Annotated in this window: 21 protein-coding genes; 15 read left to right on the top strand and 6 right to left on the bottom strand. The window is 46.9% G+C overall.

Annotated elements, in window-relative coordinates:
- Positions 1–44 precede the first annotated feature (44 nt).
- Positions 45–977 carry an NAD-dependent epimerase/dehydratase family protein gene (locus JUB15_RS10090; RefSeq protein ID WP_207512349.1) on the bottom strand — a complete coding sequence of 311 codons (933 nt, stop codon included), beginning with the start codon at positions 975–977 and terminating at the stop codon, positions 45–47.
- A 213-nt stretch (positions 978–1190) separates the two neighbouring features.
- Complete coding sequence (locus tag JUB15_RS10085) at positions 1191–4229, bottom strand: efflux RND transporter permease subunit (protein WP_207512348.1); 3039 nt, start codon at positions 4227–4229, stop codon at positions 1191–1193.
- Between the two features lie 33 nt (positions 4230–4262).
- Between JUB15_RS10085 and JUB15_RS10080 the strand changes: the two genes are divergently transcribed.
- A complete protein-coding gene (locus JUB15_RS10080) occupies positions 4263–4412 on the top strand; it encodes a hypothetical protein (protein WP_207512347.1) in 150 nt (49 codons plus the stop codon).
- On the opposite strand, the gene JUB15_RS10075 is transcribed toward JUB15_RS10080, so the two are convergent.
- From JUB15_RS10075 to JUB15_RS10065, 3 genes are all read right to left on the bottom strand, one after another.
- Complete coding sequence (locus tag JUB15_RS10075; RefSeq protein WP_207512346.1) at positions 4396–5442, bottom strand: efflux RND transporter periplasmic adaptor subunit; 1047 nt, start codon at positions 5440–5442, stop codon at positions 4396–4398. The genes JUB15_RS10080 and JUB15_RS10075 overlap by 17 nt on opposite strands.
- Before the next feature lie 411 nt (positions 5443–5853).
- The gene (locus JUB15_RS10070) at positions 5854–7212 is read right to left on the bottom strand and encodes a TolC family protein (RefSeq protein ID WP_207512345.1); all 1359 of its coding nucleotides are present in this window, start codon (positions 7210–7212) and stop codon (positions 5854–5856) included.
- Between the two features lie 70 nt (positions 7213–7282).
- Positions 7283–7915 carry a TetR/AcrR family transcriptional regulator gene (locus JUB15_RS10065; RefSeq protein WP_207512344.1) on the bottom strand — a complete coding sequence of 211 codons (633 nt, stop codon included), beginning with the start codon at positions 7913–7915 and terminating at the stop codon, positions 7283–7285.
- Between the two features lie 275 nt (positions 7916–8190).
- On the opposite strand from JUB15_RS10065, the gene JUB15_RS10060 reads away from it, so the two are divergent.
- The 3 genes from JUB15_RS10060 (at position 8191) to JUB15_RS10050 (ending at position 13097) form a co-directional block, all read left to right on the top strand.
- On the top strand, positions 8191–10104 hold the full coding sequence (locus JUB15_RS10060) for a DNA polymerase III subunit gamma/tau (protein ID WP_207512343.1): 1914 nt from the start codon (positions 8191–8193) through the stop codon (positions 10102–10104).
- A gap of 291 nt (positions 10105–10395) precedes the next feature.
- The gene (locus JUB15_RS10055; RefSeq protein WP_207512342.1) at positions 10396–12039 is read left to right on the top strand and encodes a pyruvate dehydrogenase complex dihydrolipoamide acetyltransferase; all 1644 of its coding nucleotides are present in this window, start codon (positions 10396–10398) and stop codon (positions 12037–12039) included.
- A 200-nt stretch (positions 12040–12239) separates the two neighbouring features.
- On the top strand, positions 12240–13097 hold the full coding sequence (locus JUB15_RS10050) for a hypothetical protein (protein WP_207512341.1): 858 nt from the start codon (positions 12240–12242) through the stop codon (positions 13095–13097).
- Positions 13098–13100: 3 nt separating this feature from the next.
- Here the strand turns inward: JUB15_RS10050 and JUB15_RS10045 are convergent, their stop codons facing one another.
- Entirely contained in the window at positions 13101–14939 is a 1839-nt protein-coding gene (locus JUB15_RS10045; RefSeq protein ID WP_207512340.1) for an outer membrane protein assembly factor BamB family protein, read from the bottom strand.
- Positions 14940–15406: 467 nt separating this feature from the next.
- On the opposite strand from JUB15_RS10045, the gene JUB15_RS10040 reads away from it, so the two are divergent.
- The 11 genes from JUB15_RS10040 (at position 15407) to JUB15_RS09990 (ending at position 26247) form a co-directional block, all read left to right on the top strand.
- Positions 15407–16006 (top strand): hypothetical protein, encoded by a 600-nt coding sequence (locus JUB15_RS10040; RefSeq protein WP_207512339.1) that lies wholly within the window; start codon positions 15407–15409, stop codon positions 16004–16006.
- Between the two features lie 37 nt (positions 16007–16043).
- Entirely contained in the window at positions 16044–17630 is a 1587-nt protein-coding gene (locus JUB15_RS10035; RefSeq protein ID WP_207512338.1) for a flotillin family protein, read from the top strand.
- A gap of 70 nt (positions 17631–17700) precedes the next feature.
- Positions 17701–18564 (top strand): UbiA family prenyltransferase, encoded by an 864-nt coding sequence (locus JUB15_RS10030; protein WP_207512337.1) that lies wholly within the window; start codon positions 17701–17703, stop codon positions 18562–18564.
- On the top strand, positions 18557–19657 hold the full coding sequence (locus JUB15_RS10025) for a type III polyketide synthase (protein WP_207512336.1): 1101 nt from the start codon (positions 18557–18559) through the stop codon (positions 19655–19657). The genes JUB15_RS10030 and JUB15_RS10025 overlap by 8 nt, the downstream gene beginning before the upstream one ends.
- Before the next feature lie 84 nt (positions 19658–19741).
- Entirely contained in the window at positions 19742–20479 is a 738-nt protein-coding gene (locus tag JUB15_RS10020) for a methyltransferase domain-containing protein (RefSeq protein ID WP_207512335.1), read from the top strand.
- A gap of 28 nt (positions 20480–20507) precedes the next feature.
- Positions 20508–21647: an NAD(P)/FAD-dependent oxidoreductase gene (locus tag JUB15_RS10015; RefSeq protein WP_207512334.1), complete on the top strand. Its 1140-nt coding sequence runs from the start codon at positions 20508–20510 to the stop codon at positions 21645–21647.
- Complete coding sequence (locus JUB15_RS10010) at positions 21631–23142, top strand: DUF5723 family protein (protein WP_207512333.1); 1512 nt, start codon at positions 21631–21633, stop codon at positions 23140–23142. Before JUB15_RS10015 ends, JUB15_RS10010 begins: the two co-directional genes overlap by 17 nt.
- 65 nt (positions 23143–23207) lie before the next feature.
- Complete coding sequence (locus tag JUB15_RS10005) at positions 23208–23714, top strand: GbsR/MarR family transcriptional regulator (RefSeq protein WP_207512332.1); 507 nt, start codon at positions 23208–23210, stop codon at positions 23712–23714.
- A gap of 292 nt (positions 23715–24006) precedes the next feature.
- Positions 24007–25131 carry an epimerase gene (locus JUB15_RS10000; protein WP_207512331.1) on the top strand — a complete coding sequence of 375 codons (1125 nt, stop codon included), beginning with the start codon at positions 24007–24009 and terminating at the stop codon, positions 25129–25131.
- Between the two features lie 46 nt (positions 25132–25177).
- Positions 25178–25588: a CoA-binding protein gene (locus JUB15_RS09995; protein WP_242696293.1), complete on the top strand. Its 411-nt coding sequence runs from the start codon at positions 25178–25180 to the stop codon at positions 25586–25588.
- A gap of 200 nt (positions 25589–25788) precedes the next feature.
- Positions 25789–26247, top strand: a complete 459-nt coding sequence (locus JUB15_RS09990; protein WP_207512330.1) for a hypothetical protein — start codon at positions 25789–25791, stop codon at positions 26245–26247.
- The last annotated feature ends 36 nt before the right edge of the window (positions 26248–26283 follow it).

Here is a 26283-nt window from a genome sequence, read left to right as displayed (position 1 = left end):
CTGAGCCTTCAGCCTTGTGCCGCCTTTTCACATTTGCACATTTGCTAATTAACCAACGCCCATTGCACAGTTTCTTTAATCCCCTCAGCATAGGAAGTTGGCGTGAACCCAAATGCTTTATTGAATTTATCAGAACTGAAAAGGTAGGGATGTTCATTCTGGTAATTCATTTCGACTAACTCCTTCATGGTACGGTTAAACAATCCCGCCAACCCGAGCATCCAGTTTGGAATTACTGACACCCCATCCGGCTTTTGCATCAACGCAGCAGCCTGTTGCACAAATTGCCGGCCGGTGATAAGCTCACTGGCTGTTGGCAAATGCCAGGTTTGATTGAACGCATCGGGCCGGTTGGCCAGCAGGTACAACGCTTTGGCGGCATCCGGTACATACGTAATAGAATGTGGTTGATCGGCGTCACCAAGCCATTGCGCTTTCTTTCCTTTCAACAGGTTCTGGATCACCAGCAGGTTCGGCACACTGGTCTTGAACCCGATTGGACCATAAAAATCTGCGCTCCGGGCAATCATTGCCTGCAGGTTGCCTGCCCTGGTTTCCTGCAGCAGTTGATTGGCAATGGCGGCCCTTATTTCACCTTTTTTACTGCAGGGGTTGAAAGGCGTTGCTTCCGTCATCCAGCCGTTCACTTTCCCGTACATGTACACGTTATCGAAGAAAATAAGCCTGGCCCCGGTTTCCTTGCAGGCATTGATGACATTGGTCATGATCACCGGCCATTGTGCCGCCCAGATGCGGCTATCGTAGGGCAGCCCTATCAACAGGTACACGATGGATGAACCTTTTATAGCATTCAGCGTCTGCTGGTAGTTGGTAGCATCTGCTGCAACGGTTGCAACACCAGGGATCGCTTTCGCAGTCCTTGATACCAATCGCACGCTTTCTTTATTACTTAATAATATAGGAACTAACTGATCGGCCACAGCGCCGCCGGCGCCAAAGATGGTATGGATGTTCATAAATAAAATGGTTCTATAAATAAATGTTGTTCTGGATTAAGTGGATCTCGTTTATTATTAAATGATTTGAATCGTCAATCGACAATCGTCAATCGTGAATAGCTCGCCAAAACTAAATCTAATTACCTTCCTTGCGCCTCCTTCCGACCTCTGACCTCCGACTTCCGACCTCCGACCTCTGACTTCCGACCTCCGACTTCAAATTTCCGACAATTACTCACTTATCTTCGGGGCCAGTAATTTATAGAGCACCGGCGTAACGATCCTGGTCAGTAAAGTAGAACTGATCAGGCCGCCGATGATCACCAAAGCAAGTGGAGAATACAACGGATTGTTTTCAAGCACCAGCGGCAGCAATCCACCGATAGCTGTCAATGTGGTTAAAATGATGGGCACAAATCGCGTTTCACCCGCCTCCTGGATGGCTTTGTCGAGACTCATTCCCTGTTTGCGAAGCTGATCGGTATAATCAACCAGTAAAATTGAGTTTTTTACTTCAATTCCGATCAAAGCTATTAACCCAATGACAGCAACAAAAGAGAAGGTATTGCCGGTAGCCAGCAACATGAGCACGGCGCCGATAATGCCCAGCGGAATTACTGAAAGCACAATGAGTGTTCCACGAAAAGTTTTGAACTCCAGGATTAGCGTACCCAAAATACCGAAGATGGTAATAAGTACGATAGTGCCCAGTCCGCCAAAACTTTCCTGACTGGCCTCTACTTCACCGGCTGCCACATAATGCGAATTGGGTGGAAAATGCATAGTATCCAGTTGCTTCAATATGCCCTCGGTCAATTTACCGGTATTAAAGCCGCTTTGCACAAAAGCGGTGGTCACTGTATACCGGTCTTTATTGTAATGTTTAATAGTAACCGGCGATGTTTCAAAACGGATATCGGCCAGTTGGTTCAGGGGAATAGAAGCGCCCGTAACACTGTTCACGTACACCTTGCTGAACGCGTCAAAAGTAGGCCGCTCTTTACGCGGCAGGGTAACCGTAATATTGTATTCGTCGCCATTTTCTTTTCTGAATGTGCCAATGTTCAGTCCGGCAACCGCCATACGAATAGTCCGGTCGATCTCATTCACCGGCACGCCCAGCAGGCCGGCCTTTTCTTTATTTACCTTAACGCGCAGATCGGTCTTCAGTGTGGTGAGCTCATTGTTCACATAAATTGTACCAGGTGTTTTCTTCAACAGTGCTTCTACTTTAAAGGCCAGGCTGCGTAAGGTATCCAGGTCTTCACTAAACAGCCGGATGGCAATGGGCGCTTCTACCGGTGGTCCCTGTTCAAAGTCCTTAACTTCTATTTTTGCATTGGGATAATTTTTAAATCTAACCCGCAACTCATCTATCAGTTTCCTTTTTTCTGCCGGTGGCGTTTCTTTCAACTGTACAAATAACTGGGCATAGTTACTTACTTCATTTTGCGGTACCACATTGTAATATATGCGTGGATTGCCCCGGCCCACATTGGTAGCATAGTTCTTCAGATCGGGAATATTGCTGATCTCTTTTTCTACATAACGCGCTACCTGGTTGGTGGCCTGCAAACTGGTTCCTAAAGGCGTTTCAATATTGATCAGGAACATGGGTTTTTCAGATGGCGGGAAAACACTGAAGCCAACCACCGGTACCAATGCCAGCGATCCTACGAATATGGCCAGTGCTACCAACAGTGTGGTTACCGGACGGTTAATGGCGCTGTTCAATAAACGGCGATAGGAACCGCCAATGAATTTTTTTAATCCGCGCAGGAAAATATTACCATCCGGATTTTCATGATTGCTTAATATGCGGCTCGAAAGGAACGGCACGATCGTAAGCGAAACAAACAAGGATGCCAGTACAGTAGTAACGACCGCCGCCGGTAAACTGCGAATGAAATCGCCGGCGCCTTCAGGCAGGAACATCAGCGGCAAAAAGGCGAATATGAGGGTAATCGTACATCCGATCACAGCCAGCCCGATCTGTTTGGTGGCCAACATGGCCGCATCCCGCCGGCTATAGCCCATGCGCAAATAGCGTTCTATATTTTCCACCACCACAATACTATCATCTACCAGCAAACCCAAAGCTACTACCATACCTACAATGCTCAACTGGTTAATGGTGATACCAAACATATCGAGCAGGAAAAGTCCGATAGCCAGCGACAGCGGTATAGAGATCATTACTACGATCGATGCCCGCAGGCCCAATGGCAACAAGGTGAGCAACACGAGGAAAATGGCAATGGCAAAATCCCGGGTAAAGCCGCCCAGCCGCGTACGAACGCTTTCTGCATTATCGAAACTTTGTTCGTAGGTAATGTTTTTCGGAAGCTCTTTCCGGAACTGTTCCAGGATGGGCTTTATTTCTTTTTCAACAGCAAAGATGTTGGTGCCCATTTTACGGCTCGCCGTTACAAACACACCACGTTTGCCATTTAACCGGGCGATATACGTTTGCTCTTCATAATTAAAATCTACCTGCGCAATATCTTTCACATACACCAGCTTTCCATTCACATTGCTTACGATGGTGTTCCTGATCTCTTCAATACTTTTATAATCCCCACTGGTTTTAATGTTGAATTTCTTCTCCCCCATTTCAATACTGCCGCCGGGGATATTCACATTTTCGCTCTGAATAGCACCCAATACTTTATTCAGCGGAACATTATACTGCGCGAGCTTTTCCAACTGCAGTGATACCCGTACCTGTTGCTGAGGGTAGGCCCAGTTATCGACGTTCTTTAATGTTTTAATTTTCTCGAGCCGCTCCTTCAATTTCCTGCTCCATTCTTCCAGGTCTTTATAGGGCGCGGTTTCACTGAGCAGTGCTATTTGTAAAATGTTTACGTCGGAGGGATTGAATTTTAAGATATCAATGTCCAGGATATCCTTTGGCAATTCATTACGAAGAGCATCCATTTCACGAACCACATCCTGGTATTTTTTATCAGGATCCATTTCGTATTTGAACTCCACCTGGATCACTGCCAGTCCATCGTCTATACGACTGATGACACGTTTGATATCATCCAGCTCATTCATTCTTTTTTCTACCGGATCAACGACCAGCTCTTCCATATCTTTCGGACTGGTACCGGGATAAACCACCACTACGCTGAACTGTGGCGCTGCAAAATCGGGATCTTCGCCCCGCGGCATGTTGAGCAACGAATTAATGCCTATAGCGATCAGCATCACAAACACGATGAGTGTGAACTGATAATTTTTTACGGAGAAATCAGTTATTTTCATAACAGCCTGATTTGAATTTTTGAAAACCGCTTAATGAACGTTGAACGCGGAACGCTTAACCTGCCTGCCGGCAGGCAGGCGCTGAACTCGGAACCTGAACGCAAACGTCCTTATTATGAGCATTCCGGTAACCGGCAACTGGTACCCGGTAACCGGCAGCCTTTTTTCAGGGCCGGGATATGACTTTAACCAATGACTTATCGGTAAGATATCCTACTCCCTCCGTGATCACTTCCTTTGCACTGTCGAGCCCGCTTACGATCGCCGCTTTATTGTTTTCAAGGAATGCAATGGTCACCAGGTTTTTGGTGACGGACTTACCATCCGCATTTACCGTATATACATACCCTGTTTTGTTATTGGCCTCAGCAATGGCTTCTACCGGCACCAGGGTTACCGTTTGTTCAGCGGCAGGCTGCAGGCGCACGGTTGCAAATAAACCGGCGGCAAAGCGGGCCCCGCCCGGCAATACTTTCACTTCAATTTCATAAGTACCGCTGGCGATGTCGGCGCCCTGGGCTATTTCGGTGACAATACCGGTAAAAGTTCTGTTGGGATAAGCGTCTATTTCTACAGAAGCTTTATCACCTTTTTTCAATACCGCCCAATCTTTATCAGAAACGCCAAAACGGATCACCCAGTCATTACCGGCTGTGCCATTGAACTCGAACACCGGTGATCCGGGATTGGCCAGTTCTCCTTCATTCATCATTTTTTTGAGAATAATGCCGCTTTCGGTAGCGCGTATCTGCGCATATTGTTGATTGAAGCGGGCAATGCGCAAATTTTCTTCTGCTACCTGTAACTGCGTGTTGGCATTCTGCAGCTGCTCCAGCGTGGCTACCGTATCGCTGTACAGGTTCTTTACGCGGTTCACATCGCGTTGTACTTTTTCAACGCCCTGCGCAGCCTGTTGCACCTGGGCATTGATCTCTGTAAGATCGAGTGTTGCCAGCAGCTGTCCTTTTACTACATGATCGCCCTCCTTTACATATATTTTTGAAATAATGCCGCCTATCTTGAACGATAACCTGGCCTCCGCAGTAGAGGCCATAGCGCCTGAATATTTCAATACCGGCGCATAACGGGTTGTAGTAACCGGCTGTAGCTTTACGGCAATGGCTTCATCGGTGATGCTGGCTGCCTCTGAACCGCCATTGCAGGCTGATAAGACAATCGCTGCTATGGGGATCAATAGAAATATGCGTTTCATCTTGGAAGATTTTATTGATGTCAAAAGGATTTCTGATTTCGGGATTTCGGGATTTCGGGATTTCGAGATTTTGAGATTTCGAGATTTCTTTGGATTTAACCCTCGCGATCATTTGCGTGATTCCTCAATCTCAAAACCTTCTGCCGTTCAAACACTGGGGTGACATTTCTGATTTCTGATTTCTGATTTCGGGATTTCGGGATTTCGAGATTTCGAGATTTTGAGATTTTGAGATTTTGAGATTTCTTTGGATTTAACCCTCGCGATCATTTGCGTGATTCCTCAATCTCAAAACCTTCTGCCGTTCAAACACTGGGGTGACATTTCTGATCTCCGATTTCGGGATTTTGAGATTCTTCTTATTCGAAACGTGCGGTAAATCTCGAAATCGTAAATCCCAAAATCAGAAATCTAAAACTTGTAGGCGGCGGTAGCTCTTTCCAATTCCGCCGACCGCGTTAATACAGCGAGTTGCGCCAATGAATAATTCAGCTGGGCATTCGTTAGCTGCGTGCGTGCGTCGATCAGCTCCAATTGAAGCGCCTGCCCCTCCCGGAACCGCCTTTCGGCAAAGCGATAGGTTTCCGTAGCGCTTTGCACTTCATCGGTACGTGCTGCCAGCATTTGTATGGCCGAGCGATAGTTGTTCAGGGAAGTGCGCACCTGCAGGCTGAGTTGCTGCTCTACCTCTTTGTATTGCGTATTAAGCTGCTCCAGGTCAAGCTCCGACTGACGGATCCTGTATTTATTATCATTTGCTTTGAACAGGTCCCATTTGAACTGCAAACCGCCTAACTGGTAGAACTGATCGCTATTAAGGTGAAAGCCAAATCCCTGGAACCCGATATTATAAAAAGCGCTGAGCTTGGGCACCAGATAATGGCGGTTCATTTTAAGGCTGGTACCCACTACCCGCCGGGCGCTTTGCAATTTGGTGAGCTCTTCACGCTGCACAGGATTGTCCACCGATGCATTCGCGGTCGTATTCACGCGGTTGAACAGCGTTGTATCAGCAATCACAGGTGCGTCCAATGATTCATTCAGTAGACAGTTGAAATATGCAGCAGCATTTAATTGCTGGTTGGTAGCGGCTATCAGCGATGCTTTTACCTGGCTCACCTGCGCTCTTGCCCTCAACACCGATTCTTTGGTGGCCATGGCATTCTGCATCAGCTTCTCGCTTACGCGCAGGTTCTCACTGGCTAGCGCCAGCGCATTAGTGTAAATGTCAACCGCCTTGCCGGCCTGCAGGTATTGATAGTACGCTTCCTTGATATTTTTCACCAGCTCCCGCTTATAGATATCAATATCAGCCTGCTGATTCCGGATCATTTCCTGTTTAATGGCCCTGTTATAATAGATATCAGTATTTACGATCGGCATAACCACCTCTAGCCGGGTGTCGTGAAAGTCGTTTGGCAGAAAAGCGATGGACTGGTTGTCAACCTGCGGGAATTTATTCTGCCCCGTAAGCTGATTAAGGGTAGAATAAACATTATTCAGGAGATCGCCGATGGGAATATCCTGCGTACGGCCACCGGTGGCCAGGGTATATTGTGAATTCAGACTGGCTTGTGGATAGAACAACGCTTTTGCACGCTTCAGATCAAGCTCCGCCCTTTGCCGGTCAAACGTTTTCTGATGCAGGGCCACGTTCCCTTCCAACCCTTTTTTAATGTATTCGTCAAGTACAGTTTGCGCAGCGGCGGAAGGGGCAAAAAGACTCCCTGCAACCCCGATAACAATCGGGACCGATAGACTTCTTTTCATAAGTCATCTGTTTTATATTATGATGTAAATATTATTAACAGTGTTAAGTATGGCGGCAAAAAAAAACCGCTCAGGTTTTATTGCCAGATGCATCAAGCACATTTAATAACCAGGTCAGTCCTTTGTTCATCATAGGCACCATTTGTTCACGTTGTACCAGTTTATCGAACCGGTTGCGAATCGCCAATGACACCATACCGTGTACCATACCCCAGATAGCCATGGCAATGGCACCCACGTCGCCCTTCTCTACCAGGTTTTTATCCATGCACTCCTGGATGGTTTCCTTCAGTTTGCCCAACGCCTGGTCCCCGCTTTTCCATTCACAGTTATCGAATGTTTGCAAGGCTTCCATAGGGGCCTGTAAAATGAACATCAGGTCGTAGAACTCCGGATTCTCCAGGCCGAACTTCAAATAGTATTCGCCCATCTTGTGCAGACGAACGAGCGGATTTTTTATTGTAAATACGTCGGCTGTATATTCAGCCATTTTCTGAAAACCTATCTCATGCAGGTTGAAAAGGATCTCATTCTTGTCTTTAAAATACAGGTAAACCGTAGTGGGACTGTATTCTATCAGATCAGCGATCTTGCGGATGGAAACATTCTCATAGCCCTGTTCAACGAACAGCTTCATAGAAGCATCAAGTATAGCCTTTCTGAGGTCCTGCTTTTGTTTTTCTTTTCTTTCCGCAATGCCCATAATCGTTAATTAACGACACAAATATACTTAACACTGTTAAGTTGTCAAATTTTCCAAGGCATTTTTTTCCAAAATTTCCCTGATCAGCAGTAAGTCGGTGTGAATGGCAATAAAGCAATTGTCAAAAAAGACCATTTCCAGCCACATTCCAGACGCTGTTCTTGACAGACAAATAATATATAATCAATCTATTATCACATTCTCCAATTTGCCTGTTTGCATTACTTGTCCCTACATTGCCGGGATTGTCATATTCCTTACTTTTGCGACATACCATGGATAAATTCATTGTTTCAGCCCGGAAATATCGTCCGCAAACCTTTGATACGGTTGTAGGACAAGCTCATATTACCACCACCCTGCAGAATGCCATAAAAAACCGCCAGTTGGCGCATGCCTTCCTGTTTTGCGGTCCACGCGGTGTGGGTAAAACGACCTGTGCCCGTATTCTGGCTAAAACCATCAATTGCGAAAAGCCTACACCGGAAGGTGAGGCCTGTAATGAATGTTCATCATGTGTGGCTTTTAATGAAGGCACTTCGCTAAACATACATGAGCTGGATGCTGCGAGTAACAACTCCGTAGATGATATCCGCTCCCTGGTTGAGCAGGTGCGCTTTGCTCCCCAGGCTGGAAAATATAAAGTATATATCATAGACGAGGTGCACATGCTCAGTTCCTCAGCTTTCAATGCTTTTTTGAAAACACTGGAAGAGCCGCCTTCCTATGCCATCTTTATTCTGGCTACTACCGAAAAGCATAAGATCCTACCAACCATCCTCAGTCGATGCCAGATCTTCGATTTCAAGCGCATCACCAGCAATGATACGGTAGAACACCTGCAGCACATTTGTTCAAAAGAAGAGATCAATGCCGAGAAACCGGCGTTGCAGGTAATTGCCCGCAAGAGTGAGGGCTGTATGCGCGATGCGCTCAGTATTCTCGATAAAATAGTAAGCTTTACCAGCGGCACCGTTACCTACCAGAACACCCTGGAACATTTGAACATCCTGGATGCAGACTACTATTTTAAAATGATAGACTGCATGCAGCAGCAGGACCTGGCCGGAGCGATGTTATTATATGATGACATCGACCGCAAAGGTTTTGAAGGCGACCTGGTGTTAAACGGATTTTCAGAATTCATCCGGAACCTGCTGGTATGTAAAGATGAAAAAGCAGCCGGATTACTGGAAGTGGTAGAAAGTTTCAGGGATAAATACATTGCTACAGCGCAAAAAACGCCGGTAGCGTATCTTATCAGCGCCCTGAATATTTTGAACGAGGCGGAGATCAATTTCAAAGGCGCCCGCAACAAAAGACTGCATACCGAACTGGCCATTATAAAATTAACCTACCTGCAGCAGGCCCTTGAGCTGGCTGCTACCAGCGATGGCATTGGTAAAAAAAAAGTAGTTGAGAATGCCCAATCGCTGGCTTTCCGCAAGCTGGGCATGGTAGAGGACAGAAGCCGGAAGCCGGAAGCCGGAGGTCAGAAGCCGGAAGCCGCTACCTCCTCAAACGTGGCGCAGGCGCAGCAGAAAACAACAACGCCGGCTTATCGCCAGCCCTCAGACGAAGCAAGACTGATCATAGAAGAACCTTCGGTTGATTATATCAGTCCGGATGAGGAGGAAATGAACTACATGCAAAGCATGCAGCCGGCTCAACCACAAAACACCTCCTCTACAGGCACTCAGCCACGAAATACCCGGTCAACGGGGACAGCACAGGGGGCGGCAGCCAAACTAGGCACCTTGGAATCCATCAGGCAGAAGTTTGCCAATAAACAGGCCGGCAGCGCGAACCCGGTCATTCCCCTCAGCTATGATAAACTGCGGGAACACTGGGCCAATTTCTCGCAGAAATTAAAAGACAACAAGAACCCGGCTGCGCAGTCGTTCGACCTGGCGCAGTTGATTATAGTGAACGAAAACGCTTTTGAGATCGTTACGAACAACAACCTGGAGCAAAAATTCATTGAGGGCGAACGGCGCGAACTGTCGGAGTACATGCAACAGCAGTTCAATAACCGCACGTTGTTATTCAGCATTGTTGTTACCGACAACCCGGTAATACAGGAGCCTACAGAACGCCCGCTGTCGGCAAAAGAGCAATACCAGAAGCTGGTGGAGCAATATCCGCTGGTAAATGAACTGAGAAGTAAATTGAAACTCGGATTTGATTAACAGTTGTCAGGGACCGGTTTCAAAACTATCAGTTACAGGATACATGTTACAAATCGCATGGTATCAATACCGGAATGCTGCAATTTATGTCGGGATCCCATCATTCAAAGCCCTGTAACCTGCAGCCTGGAACGCGACCGGAATAATAACCTTAAACTTAAGATCTACTCTGACAGCACGTTTCTGGTGACAGGTGACCGGTAACTGGCAACCGGTTTTTCCAATTGCTCATTTTGCTGTAATTTCGACCACTCAAATAGAAAAATCAGAAATATCAAATAAGAAATATTTATGGCTGAAGTGATCTTAATGCCCCGCCTGAGCGATACCATGACAGAAGGCGTGATAGCGGCCTGGCATAAAAAGGTAGGCGACAAAGTAAAGAAAGGCGACTTACTGGCTGAGGTGGAAACCGATAAGGCCACCATGGAACTGGAAAGTTATAAAGATGGCACCCTGCTTCATATTGGTACTGAAAAAGGGGGAAAACTACAGGTAAATGATCTGCTGGCCATTATTGGTAACGCCGGCGAAGATATCAGCTCGCTGCTCGGTGGTGGTGGTCAGAAAGCCGCTGCTTCAGCCGCTCCCGCAAAATCGGAAGAACCTGCCCAACCAGCCGCCAAAGCCGAAGCCAAACCTGCCGGTGAATCACTCGATCTGGCCAACATGCAGGAAGTGATCCTGATGCCCCGCCTGAGCGATACCATGACAGAAGGCGTAATTGCCGCCTGGCATAAAAAAGTTGGCGACAACGTGAAAAAAGGTGATCTGCTGGCCGACGTGGAAACCGATAAGGCGACCATGGAGCTGGAAAGCTATAAAGAAGGAAAATTATTATATATCGGTGCACAAAAAGGCGACAAGGTTCCTGTAAACGCCCTGCTGTGCATCATTGGCGATGAGAAGAAAGTAGATGTTGAAAAGATCGTAGCTGCCGCGAAAGGGGGCGTAACGAGCGGAGGCGCTGCCAAAAGTCAACCTGAAGCTGCTCCTCAGGCTACACAAACTGCCAGCGCATCTACGCAAACAGCTGCTCCCGCCGCTACTTCAGAAAATGGCCGCGTAATTGCTTCTCCCCTGGCCAAAAAACTGGCTTCTGAAAAAGGTATTGATATTTCCAAAGTAGCCGGTTCAGGCGACGGTGGCCGTATCATTAAAAGAGATATTGACAATTACGTTCCTGCTGCAGGCGGACAGGCAGCTACTACAGCTGCTCCCCAACCGGGCAAGGCTCCCGCTATTGCCGGTCAGGAAAGTTTTGAAGAGATCCCTGTGTCGCAAATGCGTAAGGTAATTGCCAAACGTTTGTCTGAAAGCAAATTCACTGCTCCTGAATTCTACCTCACCATGGAGATCAACATGGATAAGGCAGTAGAAAGCAGGGCAAAACTGAACGATATTTCTCCGGTTAAGATCTCTTTCAATGACATGGTGTTAAAAGCCTGCGCCATTGCCCTTAAACAACACCCATGGGTAAATAGCAGCTGGAGAGGTGATCATATCCGCATGAACCATCATGTGAATATCGGTGTGGCTGTAGCTGTTCCTGAAGGCTTACTGGTTCCTGTGGTACGTTTTGCCGATCAGAAATCATTATCACAGATCGCTACCGAGGTAAAAGATTACGCGAAAAAAGCGAAAGATAAAAAACTGCAACCCGCTGATTGGGAAGGCAGCACTTTCACTATCAGTAATCTGGGTATGTTTGGCATTGAAGAATTCACAGCCATCATTAACCAACCAGATTCCTGTATCCTGGCCGTAGGCGCCATTAACCAGGTTCCCATCGTAAAAGATGGTCAGATTAAAGTGGGTAACATCATGAAAGTTACCTTAACCTGCGACCACCGCGTAGTAGACGGCGCTACGGGTGCAGCCTTCCTGCAAACGCTGCAAGGTTTACTCGAAGAGCCCTTGCGCATGCTGGTGTAATTGCATTGTAACATCCAGATATAAAAAAGGTCTCACATGTTTGTGGGGCCTTTTTGTTTGGCGGTCGGCAAACGGCAGACGGCAGATGGTCCCATTGGCACAACCTGTCCCGCTTTGCGGGATTAGCAAATCAGCACATTAGCACTTCGGTTTTACTGCATTTTAGCTATTTTTATCGCCACTCAACACCCAACAACCCGATGAAACCTGTATTTCTCTTCCTGTTTGCCGTAATCCTTCTCTCTGCCTGTAATGGAGATAATGCCGAAACCGGACTGCCTTTCACTAAAGATTCCCTCATAGGTAACTGGATGATGATAAGGGTTATTCAAAACGCAAAGATCCTGTCAGGGAACAGCGATGCATTCCATGATTATAAAGATTCAGTAATGGCCCCTTTATATGATAACCTGGAAATGGCGGCCTTTCGCTTTCAGCCCAGCGGCGTGGTAACCATTGATGAGGGGAAAGTGGAAAAAATAACCGGCAACTGGCAGTTTAACGATAAAAGCGAACTGCTCATGCAGTATAAATACCTTATACAAAAGAACAAATCGCTGTTCGCTGTAAAACGTTACTGGCACGACAGCCTGGAGTTGGAAAATGTGATCGATATAAAAGAAGACACCATGTATGTTGATTACTACCTGGTAAAGCTACGGGTGAATGATACCATTCCCGACCTGTTCGACCCCGCCCTGAATAAATGGCGTGAAAGACCTCAACAATCCGAAAGCGATGAGGCCATCAAATTACGGTTGAAACAGGTCCTTTACTACTACTCCGCGTATTTCGCCAACATTTCCGGCAACGAAGTACCATACTTCAATATAACCAAGATCCTGGCTCCTATCAAGTTCTATAGCGGCGGTATTGGCGTTAAACGGTATAAAGAAGACGATGACTGGACAAAAGTTTTTTACGACAACCAGGACGCCAAAAAAGCACATGTCATGCTGAACCAGGCCTTCGACAATATAAAAGGCTATCCTGATCAGGGGCGCGACTACGTAAAGGAATATATCGTTGCGCTGAAGCTGGTTGCTGATGCTTTATAATGGTCAATGGGCAATCAACACAACCTTTCCATCCATCGTAGAAGCGATCAATTGCTTCTTATTCAGCACCCGCACGGTGTTCACCATGGAGTTATCGATCTTATAAGCCCAGTTCGTTTTTTGCGTGGCAGGATCAATCGCATACACCACTCCATTGCGCGTACCAAAAAATACCTGTCCGTCTTTTTCAATCAGCATCGATGGTACGTGCTCATAACCAAATCCTGCATTCATCACCCAGGCAGGCCGCTGCGCTGTACGGCTCGTAGCATATGCCACTATGGTATCCTGCATGGTTTTTCCATATACGTATTTTCCGTCTGCCGAGATCCCGATCGACTCGCGCACGCGCGTCTCACTATTCTTCCACAAGGTATTTCCTGTTACCGCATCAATGGCATATATGGTTCGGTTCGGACAAACCACATACACCACACTGTCATGCGCCACCGGAATACAGGCAGCGGGTGAGAAATTGATCACTGAAAAACCAGGGTTCCATTGCCAGGACAGTTGTCCGTTCGTTCTATTCACTGCATATAAATGTTTATCCCAGGCGCCAAAGATCACTGAATTGCCATAAAGCAATGGCGTGCTTACAACAGGTCCCTGCAAGCCGTTGAACGTCCAGAAAGCAGTGCCGTTCTTCAGATTTAATGCCCTGAAACTATGATCGCTGCCACCAATAAAAACAGTATCTCCCGCGATCACGGGCGAACCGAGCACAGAAGCATCCGTCTTCACCTTCCAGATCAATTTTCCCGACGCCAGGTTCAAACAGTACACATGCCCATCACCTGAGCCCAGCACTACCTTCCCGGCCTTAACAGCAGGCGATGAAAAAATAGCACCGTTCGTATTATAACTCCATTTCTTTTTTCCGTCTTTCAGCGACAACGCCCTTACCAAGCCATTCTGATTGCCGAAAACAACAAGCTTGTTGGCGACAGCCGGGGTTGAGATCACGTTAGCATCGTCGGCAAATGTCCATTTCGGTTTTACCTGAGGGTATTGTGCATTGATGGCATAGGAAGGCCGCTCAAAATGTTGTGAAGTATCCATTTTTTTGAAGCTGACCTTTGTCCAGGAAGGCAGGGTTTCCACACCCGGCGTGCGTTCGGTATAAACTACGGAATCATTATACACATCAACAAAATTATAACCGCCAACCGGCGCTTTGGCGCGCAGGTTTGAACGACCCATTACTCCGGGAATACCTTCAAAATTCAGCGCATGGTTATTATGACCATGACCGCAAATAATAAGTTTTGTATTGTAGTGTTTCAGGCGGTCGGTGATCTCGTACCAGTTGTCGAGACCATTATCGATGGGATAATGATTACAGAAAATGATAGGCTGGTCCCTCGGTGTTTTAGCCAGCAGGCTATCCAGCCACACAATCGCGCTGCGGGGAATATGTCCATCGCTCATTCTTACATAGGGACCTGAAGCGCATCCGATAAAGCGAATACCATTATGATCAAATTGGAATTTATCGTAACCAAAGGTGCTGGTATAATGGTCGCCTCCGCTTTCGCTCCACCCCGTATCGTGATTACCCGGGATGATATAATATTTCACTTTTAAACTGTCCAGGATCTGTTTGGCCACCATCAGCTGCGCATCGGTACCCAGTTCGGTAATATCGCCGGTGATGATCACGAACGCCACATCCGGCTGCTCATTAATATCGCGCACCGTACGGCGCAGGTCTTCCTCAGCCGAGCCATTGGGCGAACCGATATGCGTATCACTGATATGAATAAAACGGAAGGATCTTATTTGTGCGGGAACGGCAAAATATCCCAGCAATAATATTGAAATGATAAACAACCTTTTCATGGCCACCAAATTAGGATATAAATGAGCAGTAACTACCAGCATAAAACAGCAAGCACATTAAATTACGATTTGGGGATTTCGGGATTTACCGCAACGCTGACATTAAAATAAATTTCAAAACCTGCCTGGTGCGCCTTCGCGAAGCCTAGGCGAAGTAAGGCCGGCAGCCTGGTGCCGCAATCTCTAAATCACAAATATTAAGGGTGCGCCTGTAATGTTTGAATCATTTGCGCTACCAATATAAAAAATGCTTAACGCCGAATGCCTAACGCCGGTATCTGCATCAGCGAACCGTCGCCCGCAGTCAGCAGGTTCAAATTTCGGACTATAGCGTTCAGCGTTCCGCGTTCCGCGTTCAGCGTTCCGCGTTCAGCGTTTGGCGTTCAGCGTTTCGCGTTCAGCGTTTGGCGTTCAGCGTTCAGCGTTCAGCGTTCCGCGTTCAGCGTATTATAAAACCCTAAATCACTATGTTACTAAGTATAACTGACTGGTGGCAGCACCTCGAGAACTTTGAAAAGATCCTTTGGGGCATTGCCATTGTGTTTTCTTCGCTCTACCTGCTGCAAAGCGTATTGTCGCTTTCCGGCGGCGACGCCGGCCATACGGGCGGCGATGCAGACACAGCCATTGACCACGATGATGGTATCGACTACCAGTTCTTTACCGTCAAGAATATGATCGCCTTTTTCACGATGTTCGGCTGGGTGGGTATTGCCACTCATTACAGCGGCATGAGCAAGCTGGCAACGATCCTGTTGGGCCTGGCTGCGGGCACCATCATAGTAGTAATGATGATGCTCATCTTAAAGAACATGAGCCGGCTCCGTCACAATGGGGCCATGCAAATTCAGCATGCGATCAACAAAACCGGAACGACCTACCTGTTTATTCCGGCCAAACGCGGCGGTACCGGCAAAGTACATATTAAAGTACAGGGAACCCTGCATGAATTACCCGCCATGACTGATGATGAAATAGAAATTGCCACCGGCAAACTCATCAGGGTAAAAAATATAATCAACGACCGCATCTTACTGGTAACTATTGCAGACAATAGTCTTTTTTAGAATAAACCAACATATCAACCCCTTAATTTTTTAACGCATGGATTACATCCTCATTGCGGTGGCAGGAAGTGTATTGTTCCTGTTCATCCTTATCATTTCTATGTTCAGACGATACAAACGATGCCCCAGCGACCGGGTGCTCGTTGTATATGGTAAAGTAGGCCGGTCAAAAGATGGTTCAGAAGGCAACCTGAGCGCCAAATGTATTCACGGTGGCGCCGCGTTCATCTGGCCCATCATCCAGGACTACTCATTCCTTGACCTTACGCCTATTTCTATCGAAGTAAACCTCACCAATGCGTTGAGCAAGCAAAACATCCGCGTTGATGTACCTTCCCGGTTCACCGTTGGTATTTCAACCGAACAGGGTGTTATGCAAAACGCCGCTGAACGCCTGCTGGGTTTGCAGCAGGGTCAAATACATGACCTGGCGAAAGATATCATCCTGGGCCAGATGCGGCTGGTAGTAGCCATGATGGATATTGAAGAGATCAACAGCAACCGCGATAAATTCCTTGCCAACATTGCTTCTAACGAGGAGGCTGAGCTGAACAAGATCGGTTTGAAAATGATCAACGTGAACGTAACCGACATCAAAGATGAAAGCGGTTACATTGAAGCGCTGGGCAAGGAAGCTTCTGCGAAAGCGATCAACGAAGCAAAGAAAAGCGTGGCAGAACAGGATAAAGTGGGTGAAATTGGTAAAGCCATTGCAGAAAGAGAGCGCGATATCAGCCTGAAGCAAACCCAGAAAGAGCGCGACGTACAGATTGCCGAAACGCAGCGTGACCGCGACTCAAAGATCGCCGTTGCTGAAAAAGACAAAGAGATATTGATCGCAGCAGCCAAAAGAGATGAACAGATCGGTAAAGTAGAAGCGGAAAGGGATACCCGTATTAAATCGGCAGAAGCAAACTCTATTGCGGTACAGGGAGAAAACCTTGCCAGGATCCAGATCGCCGATTCAGAAGCTTCCCGCCGCGAACGTGAAGCGGAAGCCCTGAAACGCGCTATTGCCGCCGAAAAGGTACAGGCCGCTAAAGCGTTGGAAGAAGCTTACCTCGCAGAACAAAAAGCCGAGGATGCGCGCGCCGAAAAAGAACGTGCTTCGCAAAACGCCAACATTGTGGTAACGGCAGAAATACAAAAACAAAAAGCGATCATAGAAGCGCAGGCCGAAGCCGAAAAGATCAGGGAGAAAGCAAAGGGTGAAGCCGATGCTATTTATGCCAAACTGGAAGCGGAAGCCCGCGGTATGTATGAGATCCTGACCAAACAAGCCGAGGGTCTTGATAGAATAGTGAAGGCCGCCGGTAACAATCCGAAAGATGCGGTTCTGTTGCTCATCTCTGATAAACTGCCCGAACTGGTGCGGATGCAAACCGATGCTATCAAAAATATCAAGATCGATAAAGTTACGGTGTGGGAAAACGGCCAGAACGGTTCAGACAAAAACTCCACCGCTAACTTTATATCGGGCATGTACAAAGCCGTGCCCCCGTTAAAAGACATATTTAACATGGCTGGTATGGATCTGCCTTCTTACCTGGGACATTCAAAAAAAGAGGAGCACAACCACAAGGAAATAGCCGATACCGCAACACAGGTTATCGTGAAAGAGTAACGGCCAGCTGGTTTATGTAACCATCTTATTCATATCTTTAAACAGTCCTGGCTGTAGCCGGGACTGTTTTATGCTTGCACCATCTACCATACAACTGCTCCGGTTTCACTTTTCCTTCTTTCTGTTACCTGTATACTTATTCGCTGTAAGTCAGGTACCCGTTATTCATCCAGGCCATGCCCTGCTGATCTTTTTCATCCTCCATTTGCTGGTGTATCCTTCCAGCAACGGGTATAATTCCTATATGGATCGCGATGAAACCAGCATTGGCGGCATCAGATCTCCGCTGCCGCCTACCCGGCAGTTATTCTATATAAGTGTTATAATGGATCTGGTGGCCATCGGCCTCAGCCTGTTCATCAGCTACTGGTTTACAATTTGCATAGCAGCTTATATAGCCGCATCAAGAGCATACAGCTACCGGGGCATCCGGTTGAAAAAATATCCGGTTGCCGGCTATCTGACCGTCATCATATTTCAGGGCGCCGTAACATTTTTTATGGTATATCATGGAAGCAGTAATGATAAAACGCTGACTGTGCCAGCAGCCGGCATGGCAGCAGCCAGTTTACTCATCGGCGGATTTTATCCGCTCACGCAGATCTACCAGCACGAGGCCGACAGAAAAGACGGCGTTATTACGATCAGCGCATTACTGGGTTACCGTGGTACTTTCGTTTTCACCGCATTGATCTATACAATAGCCATGAGCATACTGGCCTGGTGGTTCATTAGCCATGACCAACAGAAAAAGTTCCTGGCATTAGCAACTATGATGTTGCCCATACTCGTATATTTTTTCAGTTGGGCCGGTTTGGTTTGGAAAGATGAAAAAAGGGCCGATTTTTCCAATACCATGCGCATGAATATACTGGCGTCTATCTGCACCAATCTTGCTTTCCTTACCTTATTAATCTGGAGGGGATTTGAGTAAAATTATTGCCATCGGAACTGCTGTGCCATCTTTCCGGCACAATCAACAGGATATTCTGCAATTCATGCAGCTGATCTACTCTTTTACGGAAGCCGACAGGCGCCGCCTGCGCTTTTTATATCACCAAAGCCATATTGATACCCGTTATTCCGTCATTCCCGATTACAGCCGCCCCGTTCCTGAATGGAAGTTCTATCCGCATACGGAAAACCTGGAGCCTTTTCCTTCCCTGGAACAACGGATGATCTGGTATCACAAATACGCCCCTCAGCTGTCTGTGAATGCCATTCGTGATTGTCTCGACGGTAAATTGGCCGAAGCAGATATTACCCACCTGATCACTGTCAGTTGTACCGGCATGAGCGCACCGGGCCTCGACCTGCATGTAATGGAACTGCTCGACCTGCCCCGGCACACCGTGCGTTCCTCCATCAATTTTATGGGCTGTTATGCAGGCATACATGCATTGAAAACGGCCGACGCCATTTGCAGGGCCGATCAACAGGCAAAAGTATTGATCGTATGCACGGAATTGTGCACATTACACTTTCAACGTGAGCCAACGATCGACAATATTGCATCGAGCCTTTTATTTGCCGATGGCAGCGCTGCAGCAGTTGTTACGGCTGACAGCCATCCGGCCAAAGGTATCCGGCTCGATGGGTTCTATTCGGAAGTTATTCCGAAAGGCAAAAAAGACATGGCCTGGGAAATCTCTTCCAGCGGTTTTCTAATGACCCTGAGCAGTTATATTCCCGATCTGCTGGAAGAAGATTTCAACCATTTCACAACCAGGGCACTTGCCCGCACCGGCTTAACCCAACAGGACATTACGCACTGGTGTATACATCCCGGCGGTAGAAAAATTCTTGAAGCCGTTCACAAAACGCTGTCGTTTCAATCCCATGAACTGCAGGCTTCGTACGACATACTACAGCATTACGGCAACATGTCGTCTCCTACTATACTTTTCGTGCTGAAAAAAATGGCACCTGCCCTCTTACAAAACCATAACAGGAAGGAACATATTTTCGGAGCAGCCTTCGGCCCGGGCCTCACCATGGAAACCTTTGTGGCATCAACAAATTCATAATATTTTGTTATTAGCCGGTATGCTGCGTCCTTATAGACGTTGTACCTGTTTCGCGGGTCGATCAGAAAATCATAAATTACAATCGTGAATTTTCGCCACCGATCATACCAGCCCGAATTGCTCGACCGTCCGGATATTCCATTTGAAGAGATCCAACGGAATATGCATGAGCTCAATTTTATCAATACCTGGCTGGGCGGTCATACCATCACACTCAGCGGTGTGCAGGCCCTGATGGATGCTCAGGACCCGGCTACACGCGCCAACGCTTTTGCGAAGGGGACCACGATCTGTGAAATAGGCTGTGGCGGCGGCGACAACCTGGCGGCTATTCAAAAATGGTGTAACAAAAAGAATATTCCGGCAGCCTTTATTGGCATCGACATTAACCCGCATTGCATCGATGTTGCCGCCAAACGATCGCTCGATAACACCCGATTGATCAATGCCGATTATAAGACCGTTCAACTGGAATCGCAGCCGGATATTATTTTCTCTTCCCTGTTCTGCCATCACTTCTCTGACCGCGAAATGGTAAAGCAGTTACAATGGATGAAAGCCAATGCCCGGCTTGGCTTTTTTATAAATGATCTTCACCGGCACAAGCTGGCTTATTATTCCATCAAAGCGCTCACTGCATTGTTTTCGAACAGTTACCTGGTCAAACATGATGCTCCGTTATCTGTAGCCCGTGGATTCACCAAAGACGAATGGTTGCAATTTTTTAATATCGCCGGTATCAGCGACTTCTCCATTGAATGGAAATGGGCCTTTCGCTGGCTGATCGTATGCAGGAATACAGGACCAGAAAATAACGCTTAGGGAAAAAGCGAATAAAGAATTTACAATATTGATCCTTCAACCCAAATATGATATTGCCATTGTAGGTGGAGGACTGGCCGGACTTGCGCTGGCCATTCAAAGCGCGCGTGCAGGTTATAAGACCGTATTGCTGGAAAGAGAAAAATATCCCTTCCATAAAGTATGCGGTGAATATATAAGCCTCGAAAGCTGGAACTTTCTGCAGGACCTTGGCCTGCCGCTCAGCGATATGCAATTGCCCATTATTAACCGCCTGCTCATTACCACACCCGATGGCAATTACATTGAGACTACCCTGCCGCTGGGTGGCTTTGGTATCAGTCGCTATACTATTGACAGCCTGCTGGCCAATATTGCCCGGCAGGAAGGAGTTACCGTAATGGAAGAAACCAAAGTGATGAATGTGGTATACCGGAACAATGCCTTCCTGGTATTTACCAACAAAGGCGATACAGAAGCCATGGTAGTCGCCGGCGCTTATGGCAAAAGAGGCAACCTGGATGTTAAATGGAAAAGGCAGTTCACGAAAGTAAAGCCCAACAAACTCAACCATTACATAGCCGTAAAATACCACATCCGCATTCATCATCCCGCCGATCTGATCGCCCTCCACAATTTTGAAAATGGCTATTGTGGAATTTCCCAAATTGAGGAAAACAAATATTGCCTCTGCTACTTAACAACGGCCGCTAACCTGCGCAAATGCAGGAATGATATTAGCAGTATGGAAAGAGATATTCTTATGAAAAATCCTTTCCTGGAAAAGATATTTTCCAATGCTGAAATGCTCTATGAAGAGCCATTGACCATTTCCCGGATCTCTTTCAACAAAAAAACACAGATTGAAAACCACGTCCTGATGATCGGCGATACGGCCGGCCTTATTGCGCCTTTATGTGGCAATGGGATGAGCATGGCCCTGCATAGCAGCAAACTCGCCTTTGAAGAGATCGATTCGTTCCTGCAGGGAAGAATTAATCGCTATGAAATGGAAATTCAGTATACCCAGCAATGGGAAAAACAATTTGGCCGTCGCCTGCAGGTCGGACGGTTATTGCAAACGTTTTTCGGGAGCTCCATTTTATCCAACGTACTCATAAAACTGGTAAAGCCCTTTCCAAAGTTTGTAGCGTTCCTAATACAGCAAACACATGGAAAACCCTTTTAAATGGTGCACGCGTCTATTGCCTGTAACAGTACTGCTCCTGGTTTACACGTATGGTCATTCGCAGAATTATTATGCCATCCTGGGTAGCAACTATGCAGGTAGTCTGGGTATTGGTAATAACCCGGCCTCCATTGTAAATACACCTTACAAGTGGGATATCGATATATTTTCCATACAGGAAAAAAATGCCACCAACAGTGTTATTATCCGCAATTATTCCTACCTCAGCAATCCCCGCAATTCTGAATATAGCATCGAGGAGGGTGATTTCAGGCGGTATGCCTATACTGATTTTAATGTAAACCTGTTGAATGCCCGCATAGCCCTGAACCGAAAGCAGGCGATTGGCTTTGGCGTTAACCTGCGCGGTTATGCCCACGCAAGTACGGGTCGGGTAAATTATATTGATACATTGGGTTCTACCCGCGACTTTTTCGATCTGGGCAATTATGCACGCACCCTGTATGGCGATATGGTTCACAGCAGCTGGGCTGAGTTCTTTGTTACCTGGGCACAAACGATCTGGGACCGTTCAGACGCCCGCCTGAATGCCGGCATTACCGCTAAAGTCAGCCGCGGTATCTCCGCCGCCTACGTTAACGTATTGAACGGAAAAGCCGCGCAAACCATCCACGGTAATTCGTTTGCGTATACCCTCGAAGATGCATTTGTTGAATACGCCTACTCCAATAATTATGATACCTGGCAGGATGAAAAAAATACCAGGCAGAACCTGAAGGATTTTTTAAGAAATACCAGGGCAGGCGTTTCATTTGACCTGGGCGCTGAATACATCATCAAACCCGGGCAGGTATCAGCTGTTTTTGACGAAGACACTTATTACGATTATGACTGGAAGATCGGCCTGTCAATACTGGACATCGGATTCAATCAGTTCCGGTATGGCCGCAACAGCCGTATTCTCAGCGGCTTCCAGGATAATATCACAGATACAGTGATCGATGTACGATTCGCCGACGTTAGCAGTTTCGATGAGTTCAATGAGCGTGTGCAGGGTGTTGCGGGCACGGTACAGCAACCAGGCGGTAAATTCCATGTAGTGAATCCGACCCGGCTCGTATTGAATGTTGATCATTTTATTACCGGCGCCTGGTATATAAATGGGAATGCCTCGTTGAACCTTTCCTCTTTAAGCGGCAGCCAGCATCGTCTTACCGAATTGAACCTGTTAACCGTTACACCCCGCTGGGAAACCAGGCGGCTGGGCTTTTATATGCCGGTACATTTCAATACCAAAGAAAAATTGTGGATCGGCGGAGCGGTTAAACTGGGACCATTGTTACTGGGTGTTCATAACTGGGCCACGGTGTTCTCAAAAAACAAAACCCAAAACGGCGGTGCTTACCTGGCCCTTGTTATAAGGCCCGGAAACAGTGCCGATGAGCGTACCGATAAAAGATACAGGTGTCCGAAAGTGGGCAGCAAGCATAAGAAGAACCGGTTGGGCCAGCGATTAAATTGTCCGCCCCGCTAAAAATTAATTTCATTAATTTTTGAAACTTCAGAAATAGGGCTTAATTTTGGGAAGAAGGGTAAAATATGAAACTGGAAGAAGCGCAACACCAATTCATAGCCTCCTGGGGGGCATTTGGATCCCATTGGGGCATTAACCGCACCATGGCGCAAATTCATGCCTTGCTGATGATCAGTCCCGATCCATTAAGCCAGGATGATATCATGGAACAGCTGAACATAAGCCGTGGCAATGTAAATATGAATATCCGTGACCTGGTCGATTGGGGATTGGTATTCCGCATTTTGATCCCCGGAGAACGCAAAGAGTTCTTTTCTGCCGAAAAAGATATCTGGAAGGTAGCCACGCAAATCGTGAAAGAGCGCAAGAAAAGAGAGCTGGATCCTATGTTACGCCTGCTCGACCAGTTGGAAGATGTAGAGGGCGATAAAAAAGACAAACACATTAAACAGTTCACCGAAACCGTTAGCAGCATCCGGCGTTTTGGCTTACAGGCCGATAAAATGCTCGATGGACTGGTCAAAGCTGATGAGAACTGGTTCCTGGGCAACCTGATGAAGATCTTCCGGTAACGCTGTAAACATCAAATATGCAGTTTAGTTAAGAACTGTGAGAAACCTGGGCCCTACACTTCGAACCTGAAAGTGTTAACTGAGAACTATGAACTTTGAACTATAAACTTAATAACGCCGGTTCGCCGGCTTTTATTATACATTTACATTTCATTTATTTCTGAAAATATGAAAACTATGAACACGCCGTTAGGATGGCCGGATCGTTAACCGGACAGATGTGATCTGTTTATTTACCCGCCTGTTTCTACCCTTTCCTAATCGATGTGCTTTCCACCTTAATTCCCCTGTTATGAAACACAAAAAAATTGTCATTGCCGGTGGAACCGGTTTTATTGGCCAGGCAATGGCCCGGTATTTCGGAAATGACAACCATGTAATAATACTGAGCCGTCAGGCGGTCAGCAGTCAAAATAACAATTATAAACATCCCCTGGTGAAAGCAGCCGATGGATACAACATCACGTATTGGCGATGGGATGGAGAGCATGTTGAGAAGCACTGGTTGCAGGATATCGACGGTGCAGACATTGTGATCAACCTGGCCGGCAAATCGGTGAATTGCCGTTATACCGAAAGAAATAAACAGCAGATCATCAACAGCCGCACTTTGTCGACCAGGGCGCTTGGAGAAGCGATACGTCAATGTACCGTTCCGCCCCGGCTTTGGATCAATTCCTCTTCAGCCACTATTTACCGCCATACGACCGACAAACCCAATGATGAATTCACAGGTGTTATCAGCGACGCCAAAGCCGACAATATGCCTTATTCCTTTTTCGACCGGCTACGCTATCAATACAAAAAAATCAAAACACGGTTTCGGGAAGGCCGGCATAGCAGTCGCTATAAAGAACTGGACACGGATTTTTCAGTTCAGGTGTGCAAACACTGGGAACAGGCCTTCTTTGAACAACGCACGCCTTTCACCCGGAAAATAGCGCTCCGCACCGCCATCACTCTCGGACAGGGCGGGGTAATGATACCTTATTGCAACCTGTTAAAAGCCCGGCTGGGTGGCTACCAGGGCGATGGCACGCAAATGTATAGCTGGATACACATAGAAGACCTGTGCAGGATGGTTGAATGGTGTTATGAACACAATGATATGGAGGGTATATACATCGCCGGTTCGCCGAATGCAGTGACCAATGCCCACTTTATGAAAACGCTGCGTCGCATAACAGGTCATACCATCGGTTTACCAGCCTTTGCCTGGATGCTGGAAGCGGGCGCCGCCCTCATTGGTACAGAAACCGAACTGATCTTAAAGAGCAGATGGGTATATCCGGCCAGAATGCTGCGATCAGGCTTTACGTTCAAATATAACGCCCTGGAGCACGCGCTAAATGATATCATTCATACATTACCCCGGAGTAAGTATCATGTGTTTGGAAGTAATAGAGTGTCGTGTTAACACTTTACCAGCCGTTTTGTTTACCCGATAAATATTATAGATTTGAATGACAACCATTCCAGTAAACAGATTGTTTTATAGCATTATGGAAAAAGGCAATAAAAAAACGCTGGTACTAGGCGCTTCGGAAAATCCGAACCGGTATAGTTTTCTGGCTATTAATAGTTTACGCAGGCATCAGCATCCGGTAGCCGCCATTGGCCGCAAGCAGGGGCGGGTGCTGGATGTGGATATAACCACCGAGAAAAAGCCCCTTGAAACGGTTGATACAGTTACCCTGTACCTCAACCCCCTTCATCAGAAAGAATACTACGATTATATACTATCCCTTCAGCCAAAACGTATTATATTTAATCCAGGGGCAGAAAACGCTGAACTGTATGATCTTGCAAAAAACAACGGCATTCAGCCATTGGAAGCCTGCACTTTAGTGTTGTTAAGCACGGGTCAGTACTAAATAGCGATAGTAAATACCCCTAGTAGGATCAATATTTAACACTCATAACTTTGATTCTTACCCTCCTGTAAAATAACCGAATATCATTTGCGTTCTACATTTGTATCAGATCGAAAGGCACGTAGAAAGGCACGTAGATTTAATACACCCTAAGACCCATACCAACGTAATCCAGATCCGTACATTTAAAACCCGTACAAATGAAAAACCTACATGCTGTGGGGCTCTTAGTGGCATGCATATTCGCATACCAGACAATTTCGGCCCAACAACAACCCATCACCCAAAAGCCTGTTTTAAACAAGGCTACATCGCTAACGCAGCTCCCGCTGAAACTGGAATGTAATCTTCCGGCATTAAAAAAACTTACTTCTTCCCGCGTTTCTGAAAGAGTAAACCTGGCGCTCGGCAATTTTGAATTTGACGGAGAGCTGGTTGAAAGAGTGCGATCGGCAGCAGGCGTCGAAAGCATGAATATTCGTTCTATCACGATGCCCGGCGCTTTTTGCACGGTATCAGTTATCACCGAGGCCGACAATACGCAAAAACTGGTAGGCCGCATTATTAACCCGAAGTCAGATGAAGTACTGGTCCTAACAGAAGAAAACAACCGGTATTACTGGATAAAGAAGCCCAAAGCCCATTTTATGGTTGAATAACCATTGTTGATCGCATATAACCTACAGAAACCTTTC

Origin of the sequence: Longitalea luteola, from assembly GCF_017356035.1 — a bacterium.
Taxonomy (GTDB): domain Bacteria; phylum Bacteroidota; class Bacteroidia; order Chitinophagales; family Chitinophagaceae; genus Niastella; species Niastella luteola.
Note: the sequence above shows the minus strand (reverse complement) of the source record. Positions and strands in the feature narration are given on the sequence as shown.